This is a genomic window from Pantoea sp. QMID4 (assembly GCF_030270445.1).
GTDB lineage: Bacteria > Pseudomonadota > Gammaproteobacteria > Enterobacterales > Enterobacteriaceae > Pantoea > Pantoea vagans.
Map to the genome: position 1 here is coordinate 291,510 of NZ_BSXL01000001.1, position 14,817 is coordinate 306,326.

Below are 14,817 nucleotides of genomic sequence, written 5' to 3' on the forward strand. Positions count from 1 at the left end.
TCCCTGGGCGGTGAATATCACCGCCTTCTGTTTTTATGTCATTGTCTGGAGTAAACCAACATGTCTGACGGCTGGAATATTGCGCTACTGGGCGCAACAGGCGCAGTAGGGAACGCTGTACTGGAACTGCTGGCGGAACGCCAGTTCCCGGTTGGTGAATTGTATTTGCTGGCCAGCGAAAACAGCGCGGGCGAAATCAAGCGTTACGAGGGCCGCTCGGTGCGGGTCGACAACGCAGAGACGTTCGACTGGTCACAGGCGCAGCTGGCCTTTTTCGTGGCAGGCCGTGATGCCTCGGCACGTTTTGCCGATGAAGCGGCCAACGCGGGTTGTCTGGTGATCGACAGCAGCGAGCTGTTTGCGCTGGAACCTGATGTGCCGCTGGTGGTGCCGGATGTGAACCCGCAGGTACTGGCCGATTATCGTAATCGCAACATCATCAGCGTGGCGGACAACCTGGTGAGCCAGCTGCTGACCGCGATAAAACCGCTGGTCGATGCGGCCGGTCTGAGTCGTTTACAGGTCACTAACCTGATCTCGGTCTCCAGCTACGGCAAAGTGGCGGTGGATGCGCTGGCCGGAGAAAGTGCCCGTCTGCTGAATGGTATCCCGGCCGATGAACACCATTTTGGTCGTCAGCTGGCGTTTAACCTGATGCCCCAGCAGGCCGATGCAGAAGGCAGCGTGGAAAGCGAACGTCGTCTGATTGATCAGGTGCGTAAGGTATTGCAGGACGAAGGCTTACCGATTGCGGTCAGCAGCGTACAGGCTCCGGTGTTCTACGGTAATGCGCAGATTGTACATATCGAAAACCTGCGCCCGCTCTCTGCGGAAGAAGCGCGGGCCGAGCTGGCGCTGGCGTCCGATATTCGTCTGAGCGAAGAGGATGACGTGCCGACGCCGGTGACGGATGCGTCTGGCAACGGCGAACTGAGCATCGGTTCTGTGCGTAACGACTACGGTATTCCGGAGCTGCTGCAGTTCTGGTCAGTGGCGGACAACATTCGTTTTGGCGGCGCGCTGATGGCGGTGAAAACCGCTGAGAAACTGGTTCAGGAGTATCTGTAAGCATGTCCGATGGTCAGACGCAAAAACTGGCGCTCGGCATCGAGTATGACGGCAGTCGTTACTACGGCTGGCAGCGCCAGAATGAAGTCCGCAGCGTACAGGAGAAGGTAGAGCGCGCGCTGTCGAAAGTCGCCGATCATCCGGTCAGCATTTTTTGTGCTGGCCGCACCGATGCGGGCGTGCACGGCACGGGGCAGGTGGTTCATTTCGAGACCACGTCGCAGCGACCTGATGGCGCCTGGACGCTGGGCGTGAATGCCAATCTGCCGCCAGATATTGCAGTGCGCTGGGTGAAAGCGGTGCCGGATGAATTCCATGCCCGCTTCAGCGCCACGGCCCGACGCTATCGCTACCTGATCTACAATCAGCGTCTGCGTCCGGCAGTGCTGGCACAGGGCGTGACACACTTTTATCATCCACTGGATGCAGAGAAGATGCAGCGCGCCGGGCAATGTCTGTTAGGCGAGAATGATTTCACCTCATTCCGCGCGGTGCAGTGCCAGTCACGTACACCCTGGCGCAACGTGATTCACCTCAGCGTAACGCGTCAGGGTCCCTACGTGATTGTGGATATCAAAGCCAACGCTTTTGTGCATCACATGGTGCGCAATATCGTGGGCAGCCTGATGGAGATAGGCTGCGGCAATAAGCCGGAGTCATGGATGACAACGCTGCTGGCGGCGAAGGATCGGACGTTAGCCGCAGCCACAGCCCGGGCAGAGGGGTTGTATCTGGTGGCGGTGGATTACCCATCCCACTTTGCGTTACCACAGCCGTTGATGGGACCGTTGTTCCTCACGGATTAATTCACTTTCAGGACTTAAAAGGGCGCGCTATGGAGTTTCTCCATTTTCTGGTCGATTTTATTCTGCACATCGATGTGCATCTGGCCGAGCTGGTTGCACAGTACGGTATCTGGATTTACGCTATTTTGTTCCTGATTCTGTTCTGCGAAACCGGGCTGGTTGTGACGCCATTCCTGCCAGGCGATTCGCTGCTATTTGTGGCGGGTGCACTGGCTGCACTGCCGGGTAACGATCTCAATGTGCATGTGATGGTGGCACTGTTAGTGGTAGCCGCGGTGCTGGGCGATGCAGTGAACTACACCATTGGTCGCCTGTTTGGCGAACGGTTGTTCAGTAACCCGAACTCAAAAATTTTCCGTCGCAGCCATCTGGATAAAACCCATGCGTTTTATGCCCGTCACGGCGGAAAAACCATTATCCTGGCGCGCTTTGTGCCGATCGTCCGTACGTTCGCGCCGTTTGTTGCCGGTATGGGCCATATGTCCTATCGCCATTTCGCACTGTTCAACGTGACCGGTGCGCTGTTATGGGTGCTGCTGTTCTCCTATGCCGGTTACCTGTTCGGCGATCTGCCGGTGGTGCAGGAAAACCTGAAGCTGTTGATTGTGGGCATTATCCTGGTCTCGATTCTGCCAGGTGTGATTGAAGTCTGGCGTCATCGCCGTCAGGCTAAGCAGCAGAAGCTGCCGTAAGACTTCGCTCAGGGGTAAGACCAGATTTTTATCCACAGTCTGAACAGGTTGTGGTTTAATGAGCGACATTTACCGTCTGCTGAAGCGGTTTTCAGCAGTATCAAGACGACTGGACCAGGTCAGTTTTAAACAGAAAGGTCATCAATGAGCTGGATTGAACGCATTCTTAATAAAAGCACCGGAACGCCTGTGCGCAAAGCCAGTATCCCGGAAGGGGTCTGGACCAAGTGTGACAGTTGTGGCCAGGTTCTTTACCGCGCCGAGCTGGAGCGTAACCTTGAGGTCTGCCCGAAGTGTGACCATCACATGCGTATGCACGCGCGTGAGCGTCTCAACAGTGTCCTCGATCAGGGCACGATGGTTGAGCTTGGCAGTGAACTTGAACCCAAAGATCTTCTGAAGTTCCGCGACTCCAAGAAGTATAAAGATCGTCTGGTCGCCGCACAGAAAGATACCGGCGAGAAAGATGCGCTGGTCGTGATGAAAGGTCAGCTGCACAGTATGCCGGTAGTTGCGGCAGCGTTTGAATTTGCCTTTATGGGCGGTTCAATGGGCTCTGTCGTTGGTGCACGCTTTGTACGTGCAGTTGAGCAGGCGCTGGAAGATAACTGTCCGCTGATCTGCTTCTCCGCCAGTGGCGGTGCCCGTATGCAGGAAGCGCTACAGTCGCTGATGCAGATGGCGAAAACCAGTGCGGCACTGGCAAAAATGCAGGAGCGTGGTCTTCCGTATATTTCTGTGCTGACTGACCCGACCATGGGGGGGGTTTCGGCCAGTTTCGCCATGCTGGGTGACCTCAATGTTGCGGAGCCTAAAGCGCTGATTGGCTTTGCCGGCCCACGTGTCATCGAGCAGACCGTGCGTGAAAAACTGCCGCCGGGCTTCCAGCGCAGTGAGTTCCTGATTGAGAAGGGCGCGATTGATATGATCATCCGCCGCCCGGAAATGCGCTATAAACTGGCAAGCCTGCTGGCCAAAATGATGAACCTGCCGGCACCGCTGCATGACGGTGAACCGTCCGCTCCCGCGACGACTGAATCGGAAAGCAACGAGGCCTGACAGGAGATAGAGAGGCGCGCCTGTCGCGCCTCTTACCAATGCACCGTATACCGCAGCACCAGTCTGCCAGGTATAAATAAGCAAAACGGGACATATGGACAATCTTCACCTTCCTCAAGCCACGTCGCCTTTGGCCACGTGGCTTTATTATCTTGAGCACCTGCATACTCAGGCCATCGAACTGGGTCTGGACCGTATTTGTCAGGTTGCACAACGCCTCGACCTGCTGAAACCCGCTCCGTTTGTCTTTACCGTGGCCGGTACCAATGGCAAAGGCACCACCTGTCGCACCCTGGAAACGCTACTGATTGCTGCAGGCTACCGCGTAGGCGTCTACAGCTCGCCGCATCTGGTGCGCTATACCGAACGCGTCCGTGTTCAGGGCAAGGAGCTGAGTGAAGCGCAGCACTGCGCCAGCTTTGCGGAGATTGAAGCCGGACGGGCTGATATTTCGCTGACCTACTTTGAATTCGGCACGCTTTCCGCGCTGAATCTGTTCCGCCAGGCACAACTGGATGTCGTGATCCTCGAAGTCGGCCTCGGCGGACGACTGGATGCCACCAACATCGTGGATGCAGATGTCGCCGTCGTCACCAGCATCGCGCTGGATCACACCGACTGGCTGGGTCCGGATCGCGAAAGCATCGGGCGAGAGAAAGCGGGTGTGTTTCGGGCAGGGAAACCGGCGGTAGTTGGCGAACCTGATATGCCACACAGCATCGCTGTGGTCGCGCAGGAAAAAGGCGCTCAGCTGTTACAGCGCAACCGCGACTGGTCCTGGCATGCCCAGGCCGAAAGCTGGTCGCTGCGTGATGCGCAGGGCGAGCTGAACGATCTGCCGCTGCCTCAGGTACCGCTGCCTAACGCGGCGACCGCGCTGGTGGCGCTGCGGGTCTCTGGGCTTGATGTCAGTGAGATGCAGATTCGTGCCAGCCTGCCGCTGGCGATGCTGCCAGGGCGGTTTCAGACGATAAGTGAATCACCGCGCGTGATTCTGGATGTCGCTCATAACCCGCATGCGGCAGGCTATCTGGCGTCGCGACTGGCGACGCTGCCGAAACGCGGCAACGTGCATGCCGTCGTGGGCATGCTGCACGATAAAGATATCGCCGGAACGCTCGCGGCATTGGCTCCAATGGTTGATGCCTGGTACTGTGCACCGCTTGACGGTCCGCGCGGTGCCAGTGCAGAGCAACTGCTGGACGCGCTGCCGCAGGGCGAGGCCTTTGGATCGGTTGAAAAGGCCTGGCAGCAGGCGCGCGAGCGGGCTGTGCCGCAGGACACTGTGCTGGTCTGTGGTTCATTCCACACGGTGGCACAGGTCATGGAATCGATTGAAGCGGAGAAAGGACGTGGCAAGTAAGTTTCAGAACCGTTTAGTCGGCACCGTTATTCTGGTCGCCGTTGGCGTGATTGTGCTGCCAGGGCTGCTGGATGGTCAGAAAAAGCATTACAAAGAGGAGTTCGCCGCCATTCCGCTGGTGCCGAAACCTGACGATCAGCAGGACAGCGAAATGGTGCCGCCGGTCACCCAGTCGCTGCCCGCTCAGCCGCCGGAAGGCGCAGGCAGTGCCGTCAATAGCAGCAATGGAAATGGTAAAACCAGCGCCACGGCGGAGCAGGGACGGACGCAGCCGGATGAAGAGAGCGATCCGGTCGTGGTCTCGCCGCCGCCGGTTCATCAGTCTGTGCCTGCGCAGACGGTGACGAAGCCGAAAGTGGCAGAGCAGCAGAAACCAAAGGCCACCGAGCAGCCTAAGCAGAAGCCGGTTGAACAGCAGAAGCCAAAAGTCGTCGAGCAGCCCAAACCGAAGCCGGTTGAGCAACCTAAAGCGGTTGAGCAGCCGAAGCAGGAAGAAGCGCCAAAAGCGGCAGAAACCACGGCTCCGGCGGGTCAGGCTTATGTGGTGCAGTTAGGTGCGCTGAAAAACGCCAGCAAAGTGAATGAGATTGTCGCGCAGTTGCGGCTGTCGGGCTATCGCGCCTTTACCGTGCCGTCAACGCCGGTTCAGGGCCAGATTACCCGTATCTACGTTGGCCCTGATGCCTCGAAAGCTAAAATGCAAGGCGCGGTGGGTGAACTGAAAAGCATCTCAGGACTGGGCGGTGTTGTTAAGCCGTACAGCGCCCGCTAAACCGGCCATTGGCGCTGCCGATAGCAGTAACAGGCAGCGTCTTTTGCCGGGCAGGCAGTGCGCTTAACGCGCACCGCTGCATAAAATAGTGACAATTTTCAACGGCCTGTCTGGCTGAGAATCACACGGGCGATTGCGGTTTTTTTCATCGCCTTTTTTATGGATGCAGACAAAGAAAACCGCTACGCAAACGTTTTCTTTTTCTGTTAGAATGCGCCCCGAACTGGATGCAGGGGTGCAATTGCACTGGCGCTGGAAGAGTTCATGATCTGGATTGATTACGTCATTATTGCGGTAGTTGGTTTTTCGGCTCTGGTCAGCCTGGTTCGTGGGTTTGTCCGGGAAGCCTTATCTCTCGTTACCTGGGGATGCGCGTTTTTCGTCGCCAGTCATTACTACGCCTACCTTGCAGTCTGGTTTACAGGTTTTGACGACGAACTGGTTCGTAACGGTATCGCCATCGGTGTGCTGTTTGTGGCGACTCTGATTGTGGGCGCCATTGTGAACTACGTTATCGGCACGCTGGTGGAAAAAACCGGCCTGTCGGGAACCGACCGGGTGTTGGGCGTCTGTTTCGGGGCGTTGCGTGGTGTGCTGATCGTAGCCGCTTTGCTGTTCTTCCTTGATACATTCACTGGCTTTTCCAAAAGTCCGGACTGGCAACAGTCTCAACTCATTCCCGAGTTCAGTTATATCATCAGGTGGTTCTTTGATTACCTGAAAAGCACGTCGAGTTTTTTACCCCGGTGATGTGACCGGGTGTGCGGCTAAATGAGGAAATGACAACATGTGCGGTATTGTCGGTATCACCGGTTTCATGCCGGTCAACCAGTCGATCTATGACGCGTTAACGGTGCTCCAGCACCGCGGGCAGGATGCCGCAGGCATTTGTACTATCGATGCGCTGAAATGTTTTCGCCTGCGAAAGGCAAACGGCCTGGTCAGCGACGTTTTCGAAGCACGCCACATGCAGCGATTGCAGGGCAATATGGGGATCGGTCACGCGCGTTATCCCACCGCGGGCAGCTCCAGTGCCTCTGAAGCACAGCCATTCTATGTAAACTCCCCGTATGGCATCACCCTGGCGCACAACGGTAACCTGACCAACGCCCATGTGCTGCGAAAGCACCTGTTTGAAAAGGGTCGCCGTCACGTTAATACCACCTCAGATTCTGAAATCCTGCTGAATATCTTTGCGCAGGAGTTAGATCGTTTTCAAAACGATCCGCTGGAAGCTGACAACATTTTTGCTGCGGTGGCTGCAGTACATCAGCAGGTTCGCGGTGCCTACGCCGTCGTAGCGATGATTATCGGCCACGGCATGGTTGCCTTCCGCGACCCTAACGGCATCCGTCCGCTGGTGCTGGGCAAGCGCGTTATCGCCGATGGCCGCACCGAGTATATGGTCGCTTCTGAGAGCGTCGCGCTGGATACGCTGGGCTTTGAGTTCATCCGTGACGTTGCACCGGGTGAAGCGGTTTATGTCACTGAAGCCGGCCAGCTTTCGACCCGCCAGTGTGCTGAAAACCCGAAAAGCAATCCGTGCCTGTTCGAGTATGTCTATTTTGCGCGTCCGGACTCCTTCCTGGACAAAATCTCCGTCTACAGCGCCCGTGTCCGCATGGGCACCAAGTTGGGCGAGAAAATTGCCCGTGAGTGGGAAGATCTCGATATCGATGTCGTGATTCCGATTCCGGAAACCTCTACCGATATCGCGCTGGAAATTGCGCGTATTCTCGATAAGCCTTATCGTCAGGGTTTCGTAAAAAACCGCTACGTTGGTCGTACCTTTATCATGCCGGGACAGCAGTTACGTCGCAGCGCGGTACGCCGCAAGCTCAACGCGAACCGCGCTGAATTCCGTGATAAGAATGTGCTGCTGGTGGATGACTCTATCGTGCGCGGCACGACTTCAGAGCAGATTATTGAGATGGCGCGTGAAGCGGGTGCAAAACGCGTTTACCTGGCCTCAGCAGCACCGGAAATTCGTTTCCCGAACGTCTATGGCATCGATATGCCGAGCGCCACGGAACTGATTGCGCACGGCCGCGAAGTGGAAGAGATTCGCCAGCTGATTAAAGCCGATGCACTGATTTTCCAGGACCTGGACGATCTGATCGAAGCGGTGCGTGAAGAGAATCCGGACATTGCACAATTTGAGTGTTCGGTATTCAACGGCATTTACGTGACGAAAGATGTCGACCAGCAGTATCTGGAGTATCTGGAGTCGCTGCGTAATGATGATGCCAAAGCGCTTCAGCGCCAGAACGAAGTCGAAAACCTTGAGCTGCACAACGAAGGCTGATACCCATCCATAGTCGGGCAGCATAAAGCAGGGCGGGAGCAATCCCGCCCTGTTTGTTTTCAGAAACCCGCTGGCCGCGTATGATGGCGCATTGGCTGATATAAGGTTGAAATATGAAACGACTCATCATTGGCATCTCTGGCGCAAGCGGGGTGATCTATGGCGTGCGCATGCTGCAGGTATTGCAGCAGGTGGAAGAGGTAGAAACGCATCTGGTCATGAGTCAGGCAGCACGTCAGACTCTGGGGCTGGAGAGCGATTATTCGCTGCGTGACGTGCAGGCGCTCGCCGATGTGGTGCATGACGTGCGCGATATTGCAGCAAATATCTCCTCGGGATCGTTTAAAACGCTGGGCATGGCGATTTTACCCTGCTCGATGAAAACGCTTTCAGGTATTGTGCACAGCTATAGTGACTCATTGCTGACCCGTGCGGCTGATGTGGTATTAAAAGAGCAGCGTAAGCTGGTGTTGTGCGTACGCGAAACCCCGCTGCATGTCGGCCACCTGCGGATGATGACCACCGCGGCTGAACTGGGTGCCATTATCATGCCGCCCGTGCCGGCGTTTTATCATCGGCCCGAAACCATCGATCAGCTCATTGACCAGACTGTTAACCGGGTAATTGACCAGTTCGATATCGAATTACCGGAAGATCTCTTTATGCGCTGGCAGGGTGCATAACGTCCCGTCGGCGCACTTATTTAGTGCATAAGCGCGCCTCGGATCACTCTTCGTGCATTTGACGCACCAAAAGTTAACAACGTCGCTTTTTCTCTTTTACTTCACTGCTATATTCCCCTCACAAACACAGCGTTTTCGCCTGTCTGTCATCACGTTAACGGCGTGGATAACTTGCAGAACTGGCATGAAACATGCAAATTACTTTGCGCAAACACATCACGAACCACATAACAAAAAGCACTTCACTTGAGGGTAATCTATGAAAAAGCGTGTTCTGGCTCTTTCCCTGATGCTGGGCTTAACCAGTGCTGCCAGCGTCTTCGCGGCAGTGCCGGGTTCAATCCGTATCGGCACAGATCCAACTTACCCACCGTTTGAGTCGAAAGACGCGCAAGGCAAATTAGTGGGCTTCGATATCGATCTCGCTAACGAAATCTGTAAACGCATTCATACCCAATGTACATACGTTGAAAGCGACTTTGATGCGCTGATCCCTTCCCTGAAAGCGAAGAAAATTGATGCCATCATCTCCTCACTTTCCATCACAGCAAAACGTCAGGAAGAGATCGCCTTCTCCGAAAAACTCTACGCCGCTAACGCGCGCTTAGTGGCACCGAAGGGATCGAAAATTGAGCCGACCATTGAGTCGCTGAAAGGCAAAAACATCGGTCTGCTGCAGGGCACTACGCAGGAAACCTATGCCAACCAGAACTGGCGGCCAAAAGGGGTTAACGTCACCCCTTATGCTAACCAGGATCTGGTCTATCAGGATCTGAATGCCGGTCGTATTGATGCGGCCTTCCAGGATGAAGTGCAGGCCAGCGAAGGTTTCCTGAAGCAGCCAGTGGGTAAAAACTACGCCTTCGCCGGTCCATCCGTGAAAGATGACAAGATCTTTGGCGTCGGAACCGGGATGGGACTGCGTAAAGATGACAGCGAACTCAAAGCCGCCATCGATAAAGCCTTTGCTGACATGCGTAAAGATGGCACCTACGACAAGATTGCGAAGAAATACTTCGATTTCAATGTGTACGGCGACTAACCATCCTGTCGCTTTACCCTCTGTGACCCGGCTGCCGTTGTGTCGGGCCTGAGCCGGTTCTGCCTGGTGCAGAAACCGGAGCCGACCCGCTAATGGCGGATGGCATCTGCAACGGAGAGGTAAAGCTAAACTGCCCGTCTCGCTGGCGGGCAGCGTTTCGTTTTCACCCCACGACAGGACCCTCTTAATGCTGTATGGCTATTCTGATGTAATTCTTCGGGGCACGCTGGTGACGCTGGAGCTGGCGCTCACCTCCGTCGTGCTGGCAGTGCTGCTGGGCCTGATTGGCGCAGGCGCGAAACTGTCGCGCAGCCGGCCACTGGCGATGATCTTTGAAGGCTACACCACGCTGATTCGTGGCGTGCCAGACCTCGTACTGATGCTGCTAATCTTCTACGGTCTGCAGATTGTCCTCAACCAGGTTACCGACGCACTGGGCATGGCGCAGTTTGATATCGATCCAATGGTGGCCGGTATCATCACGCTCGGCTTTATTTATGGCGCTTACTTCACCGAAACATTCCGCGGCGCCTTTATGGCGGTGCCAAAAGGGCAGATTGAAGCGGCCACTGCGTTTGGCTTTACCGGCGCGCAGGTGTTCCGCCGCATTCTGTTTCCGGCCATGATGCGCTATGCGCTGCCGGGCATCGGAAATAACTGGCAGGTGATCCTGAAAGCCACTGCGCTGGTTTCGCTGCTGGGACTGGAAGATGTGGTGAAGGCGACGCAGCTGGCGGGGAAAAGTACCTGGCAGCCGTTCTACTTCGCCATTGTCGCCGGTGTGATCTATCTGGTGTTCACCACGCTGTCGAACGGTGTGCTGTGGTGGCTGAACCGTCGCTATACGGTCGGTGTGAAGAGGGCGAGTTATGATTGAGATTATTCAGGAATACTGGAAATCGCTGCTCTGGACAGACGGTTATCGTTTTACCGGTGTGGCTATCACCCTGTGGCTGTTAATTCTCTCAGTCACCATTGGCGGCTGTCTGGCCATTCTGCTGGCGATAGCCCGGGTTTCGTCAAACCGGTTTATCAGCTTTCCGGTCTGGCTCTTTACCTACGTATTTCGCGGCACGCCGCTCTATGTGCAGCTGCTGGTCTTCTACTCCGGCATGTACACGCTGGAAATTGTCAAAGGCACCGAACTGCTGAACGCCTTTTTCCGCAGCGGTCTGAACTGTACGCTGCTCGCCTTTACCCTGAATACCTGCGCGTACACCACGGAAATCTTTGCGGGTGCGATTCGCTCGGTACCCCACGGTGAGATTGAGGCGGCGCGGGCTTACGGTTTCTCCACCTTTAAACTCTATCGCTGCATTATCCTGCCTTCCGCGCTGCGTACGGCTCTGCCGGTCTACAGCAACGAGGTGATTCTGATGCTGCACTCCACGGCACTAGCCTTCACCGCCACGGTGCCGGATCTGCTGAAAGTCGCACGGGATATTAACTCAGCAACTTATCAGCCGTTTACCGCCTTTGGTCTGGCGGCAGTGTTGTACCTGATTATCTCTTACGTGTTGATCAGCCTGTTCCGTCTGGCGGAACGTCGCTGGCTGGCCCACGTGAAACCCTCTTCATCGCATTGAGTAGAACTATGGCTGACAATAAATTAAGCGTCACCGAATTGCATAAACGTTACGGTGAACATGAAGTGCTGAAAGGGGTCTCGTTAACTGCGAAAGCCGGCGATGTGATCAGTATCATTGGATCGTCCGGTTCAGGGAAAAGTACCTTTTTACGCTGCATCAACTTCCTCGAAAAACCGAGTGAAGGCACCCTCGTGGTTAATAACCAACACATCACGCTGGTCCGTGACAAAGATGGTCAGCTGAAAGTCGCTGACAAAGAGCAGTTGCGCGCATTGCGCACCAGTCTGACTATGGTGTTCCAGCATTTCAATCTCTGGAGCCACATGACCGTGCTGGAAAACGTCATGGAAGCGCCAATTCAGGTGCTGGGACTGAGCAAAGCAGAAGCGCGTGAGCGGGCCATCCGCTACCTCGATAAAGTGGGTATTGATGGGCGGGCGCAGGCCAAGTATCCGGTGCACCTCTCCGGGGGGCAGCAGCAGCGTGTGTCGATTGCGCGCGCACTGGCGATGGAGCCGGAGGTATTGCTGTTTGATGAGCCGACCTCGGCGCTGGATCCGGAACTGGTCGGTGAAGTGCTGCGCATCATGCAAAAGCTGGCGGAGGAGGGCAAAACTATGGTGGTGGTGACCCATGAGATGGAGTTTGCCCGCCATGTCTCCAGCCACGTGATTTTCCTGCATCAGGGCAAAATCGAAGAGCAGGGGCCACCTGCGGACGTGTTCGGCAGTCCGAAAAGCCCGCGTTTACAGCAGTTTCTCAAGGGATCGCTGAAGTAACGGTTACCTGTGAGTTAAGACGATGGACGCAGGGCACTGGTGGAACGTGCCCTGCGCAGTATCAGTGCGAGCCGGATTTGAGAGGGCGCTGTGTTCTGTCCCATCTCTGCATTTTTGCTTCGATATCACTTCTGCAGTAGCTTGAGCGCCGTATCCTCATCGGTCACCAGTCCGGATATCCAGCCGCCCTGTAATGCGGCACGGATGGCCGGATACTTGCGCTCGCTCCCCGCAAAGCCAATGATTTTGCGCTGAGTCCGGCTTTCCAGCCGCACGCTGGTCAGTAGCTCATCCGTTTCGCCCCAGACCCGTTCACCCTGCTGATTGAAAAAGTGACCGAGCATTTCGCCAACCACGCCGCGCCCATTTAGCGCCTTGACCTGCGCGTCAGTGATAAACCCCTCGGCATTCAACGGACAGCCTGGCATCACTTCGCCGATACCCACAAAGGCTACGTCCGCCTGTAATGCACGATCGATGACGCGCTGGTACACCTTATGCTGCACCCACATCGCTTTATCCTGTGGGGTGTCGGCGTACAGGGGCGCAGGGATAAAGAAATACTTACCCTGCATCTTTTCGGCCATCTTCAACGGTACGTCATAGCGTGTTCCGGAATCATCCCGTGCGATGGCACCAATCATTGAAACGCAATGATGCTGCGGGCGATCAACCCAGGGTAGGGCATCGATCATTGAGCGCAGGGTTTTACCGGAACCAATACCGAATACCTGAGGCGCTTCCTCGTTAATAAATTGAGTCATCACCGCCGCGCCTTCTACCGCCAGCATTTGTTGAATCGCCACATCGTTAAGACTGGCCGATGGAACGACGCGGCATAAATCCAGACCAAACTTCTCCTGTATCTCAAGCGCCAGCTGCAGGCAGTGTGTAACGGGATGATCGATTTTTACGTTCACCATGCCCATTTCGCGTGCACTGGATACCAGACGCTGCGCCACCTGCCGTGACAATCCTAAGGCCTGTGCAATCTCCTGCTGTGTCACGCCTGCAACGTAATACATCCATGCGGCACGTGCGGCCAGCTCCTGCTTTTTCTCTTCTCTGCTCATCACGCTGTTCCGTCAAATTCGAGATGACATCTTAACGTCGCAGGAGATAAAAAGCACTAAATGAGCAAAAGCTCACCAAGAGAGCAAAAGTTTTATTTGTGACCTGGCTCGCAGAAGAATTCGCATAGTGCGCACTATGCTACATGCCATCGGGCAAATGCCCTCTACTTTGGCAAATGTTTAATTGAGGCGATTATGACCAATCTATCAGTGTGGATGCACATTGGCGCGGGATCTTTTCATCGGGCACATCAGGCGTGGTATCTGCACAAACTACGTGAGCAGGGTGACGATAGCTGGGGCATCGCGCTTGGCAATATCCGTCAGGACGCGGAGCCGCTGCTTAATCAGCTCGCGGTACAACAGGGAGAATATGTACTGGAAACCGTAACGCCTGAAGGTAAGCGCGACTACGAAACCATCACTTCGCTGCGCAAAATCTTGCCCTGGGATAGCGAAATCAGTGCGCTGATTGAGCAGGGAGCCAGGGCAGAAACCCGTGTAATCAGCTTTACCGTAACCGAAGCGGGCTACTATCTGACCCCCACCTTTACACTTGACCTTAATCAGGCGGATGTGAAAGCCGATCTGAAGGGCGATATCCGTACTCTTTATGGCGCACTCAGCCGCGTCCTGACAGAACGTGTTGCACAAGGTGGCGCGCCGGTGACGCTGCTGAACTGCGACAACCTGCGGCACAATGGTGAGCGCTTTCGTGCCGCCTTCATAGCGTTTCTTACGGCTAAAGGCGATACCGCGCTTGCCGACTGGGTGCGCACCCAGACCCGCTCACCGAATACCATGGTCGATCGCATCACACCACGTCCTACGCCGGAGGTGAATGAGCGCGTGCAGGCGGAGACCGGCAAGCAGGATGGGGCAGCCGTGATGGCCGAATCTTTCATTCAGTGGGTCATTGAGGACGATTTTATTGCCGGGCGTCCGGCGCTGGAAAAGGTCGGTGTTGAACTGGTGGAATCGGTACTGCCATGGGAAGAAGCGAAAATTCGCATCCTTAACGCGACACATGCTGCGATTGCCTGGGCGGGCACGCTGATTGGTCTGAATTATATTGATGAGAGCACCCGGCATCCGGCAATTTATCAACTGGCTCACGACTATGTGACCCAGGATGTCATTCCGTCTCTGTCGCCCAGCCCGCTTGATTTAGCGGATTATCGTGACGTGGTTCTGGCCCGTTTTAGCAACCCTTACATTAAAGACACCAATCAGCGCGTTGGGGCCGATGGTTTGTCCAAAATTCCCGGCATGGTGACGCCCACTCTGCAGCAGTGCTACCAGCGCGGCGCGCAGCCCAGCGCAACGGCGGTGATTCCGGCTCTTTTCTTCCTGTTTATGCAGCGATGGGCCAATGACGATTTACCCTATCGCTATCAGGATGGCGCGCTACAGGCCGATGCACTCCGTAAGCAGTTCGCCAGCGCCGATCCGCTGCACGTGTTCCTGAGTGACAGCGCATTGTTTGCGGAACTGGCGTCTGATCAGGCGTTTCATGAGCTGGTGACCCGCAGTATTACGCGGTTACAACAGTGGCTAAAACAGTCTGAACCGGCGGCGGTGTAATC

The 14,817-nt window shown here is 55.6% G+C and carries 15 protein-coding genes; 14 read left to right on the forward strand and 1 reads right to left on the reverse strand.

All coding sequences use genetic code 11. The features are described 5' to 3' along the window. The first annotated feature begins 60 nt into the window (after positions 1-60). The 13 genes from QSK07_RS01410 (at position 61) to hisP (ending at position 12,158) form a co-directional block, all read left to right on the forward strand. Positions 61-1,068 (forward strand): aspartate-semialdehyde dehydrogenase, encoded by a 1,008-nt coding sequence (locus QSK07_RS01410; protein ID WP_098052735.1) that lies wholly within the window; start codon positions 61-63, stop codon positions 1,066-1,068. A 2-nt stretch (positions 1,069-1,070) separates the two neighbouring features. Then, complete coding sequence (gene truA, locus QSK07_RS01415) at positions 1,071-1,874, forward strand: tRNA pseudouridine(38-40) synthase TruA (RefSeq protein WP_098052736.1); 804 nt, start codon at positions 1,071-1,073, stop codon at positions 1,872-1,874. A 29-nt stretch (positions 1,875-1,903) separates the two neighbouring features. Then, positions 1,904-2,566: a DedA family protein gene (locus QSK07_RS01420; protein ID WP_033783739.1), complete on the forward strand. Its 663-nt coding sequence runs from the start codon at positions 1,904-1,906 to the stop codon at positions 2,564-2,566. A 144-nt stretch (positions 2,567-2,710) separates the two neighbouring features. Then, positions 2,711-3,625: an acetyl-CoA carboxylase, carboxyltransferase subunit beta gene (accD, locus tag QSK07_RS01425; RefSeq protein ID WP_098052737.1), complete on the forward strand. Its 915-nt coding sequence runs from the start codon at positions 2,711-2,713 to the stop codon at positions 3,623-3,625. A 94-nt stretch (positions 3,626-3,719) separates the two neighbouring features. Beyond that, positions 3,720-4,988, forward strand: a complete 1,269-nt coding sequence (gene folC / locus QSK07_RS01430) for a bifunctional tetrahydrofolate synthase/dihydrofolate synthase (RefSeq protein WP_098052738.1) — start codon at positions 3,720-3,722, stop codon at positions 4,986-4,988. Then, a complete protein-coding gene (gene dedD / locus QSK07_RS01435) occupies positions 4,978-5,760 on the forward strand; it encodes a cell division protein DedD (protein WP_095706850.1) in 783 nt (260 codons plus the stop codon). The genes folC and dedD overlap by 11 nt, the downstream gene beginning before the upstream one ends. A 264-nt stretch (positions 5,761-6,024) precedes the next feature. After that, on the forward strand, positions 6,025-6,510 hold the full coding sequence (cvpA, locus tag QSK07_RS01440; protein WP_003854265.1) for a colicin V production protein: 486 nt from the start codon (positions 6,025-6,027) through the stop codon (positions 6,508-6,510). Between the two features lie 37 nt (positions 6,511-6,547). Further along, a complete protein-coding gene (gene purF, locus QSK07_RS01445) occupies positions 6,548-8,065 on the forward strand; it encodes an amidophosphoribosyltransferase (protein WP_013358590.1) in 1,518 nt (505 codons plus the stop codon). A 113-nt stretch (positions 8,066-8,178) separates the two neighbouring features. Next, positions 8,179-8,748 carry a UbiX family flavin prenyltransferase gene (locus tag QSK07_RS01450; RefSeq protein WP_013358589.1) on the forward strand — a complete coding sequence of 190 codons (570 nt, stop codon included), beginning with the start codon at positions 8,179-8,181 and terminating at the stop codon, positions 8,746-8,748. A 259-nt stretch (positions 8,749-9,007) separates the two neighbouring features. Next, a complete protein-coding gene (gene argT / locus QSK07_RS01455; RefSeq protein WP_098052739.1) occupies positions 9,008-9,790 on the forward strand; it encodes a lysine/arginine/ornithine ABC transporter substrate-binding protein ArgT in 783 nt (260 codons plus the stop codon). A gap of 187 nt (positions 9,791-9,977) precedes the next feature. Next, the gene (locus QSK07_RS01460; protein ID WP_033733384.1) at positions 9,978-10,667 is read left to right on the forward strand and encodes a histidine ABC transporter permease HisQ; all 690 of its coding nucleotides are present in this window, start codon (positions 9,978-9,980) and stop codon (positions 10,665-10,667) included. Further along, a complete protein-coding gene (locus QSK07_RS01465) occupies positions 10,660-11,376 on the forward strand; it encodes an ABC transporter permease (protein WP_098052740.1) in 717 nt (238 codons plus the stop codon). The genes QSK07_RS01460 and QSK07_RS01465 overlap by 8 nt, the downstream gene beginning before the upstream one ends. An 8-nt stretch (positions 11,377-11,384) precedes the next feature. Further along, the gene (gene hisP / locus QSK07_RS01470; RefSeq protein WP_285720254.1) at positions 11,385-12,158 is read left to right on the forward strand and encodes a histidine ABC transporter ATP-binding protein HisP; all 774 of its coding nucleotides are present in this window, start codon (positions 11,385-11,387) and stop codon (positions 12,156-12,158) included. A 125-nt stretch (positions 12,159-12,283) separates the two neighbouring features. Here the strand turns inward: hisP and QSK07_RS01475 are convergent, their stop codons facing one another. After that, entirely contained in the window at positions 12,284-13,231 is a 948-nt protein-coding gene (locus tag QSK07_RS01475; RefSeq protein ID WP_098052742.1) for a sugar-binding transcriptional regulator, read from the reverse strand. A 195-nt stretch (positions 13,232-13,426) separates the two neighbouring features. Between QSK07_RS01475 and dalD the strand changes: the two genes are divergently transcribed. Next, positions 13,427-14,815 carry a D-arabinitol 4-dehydrogenase gene (gene dalD / locus QSK07_RS01480; RefSeq protein WP_285720255.1) on the forward strand — a complete coding sequence of 463 codons (1,389 nt, stop codon included), beginning with the start codon at positions 13,427-13,429 and terminating at the stop codon, positions 14,813-14,815. Positions 14,816-14,817: the final 2 nt, after the last annotated feature.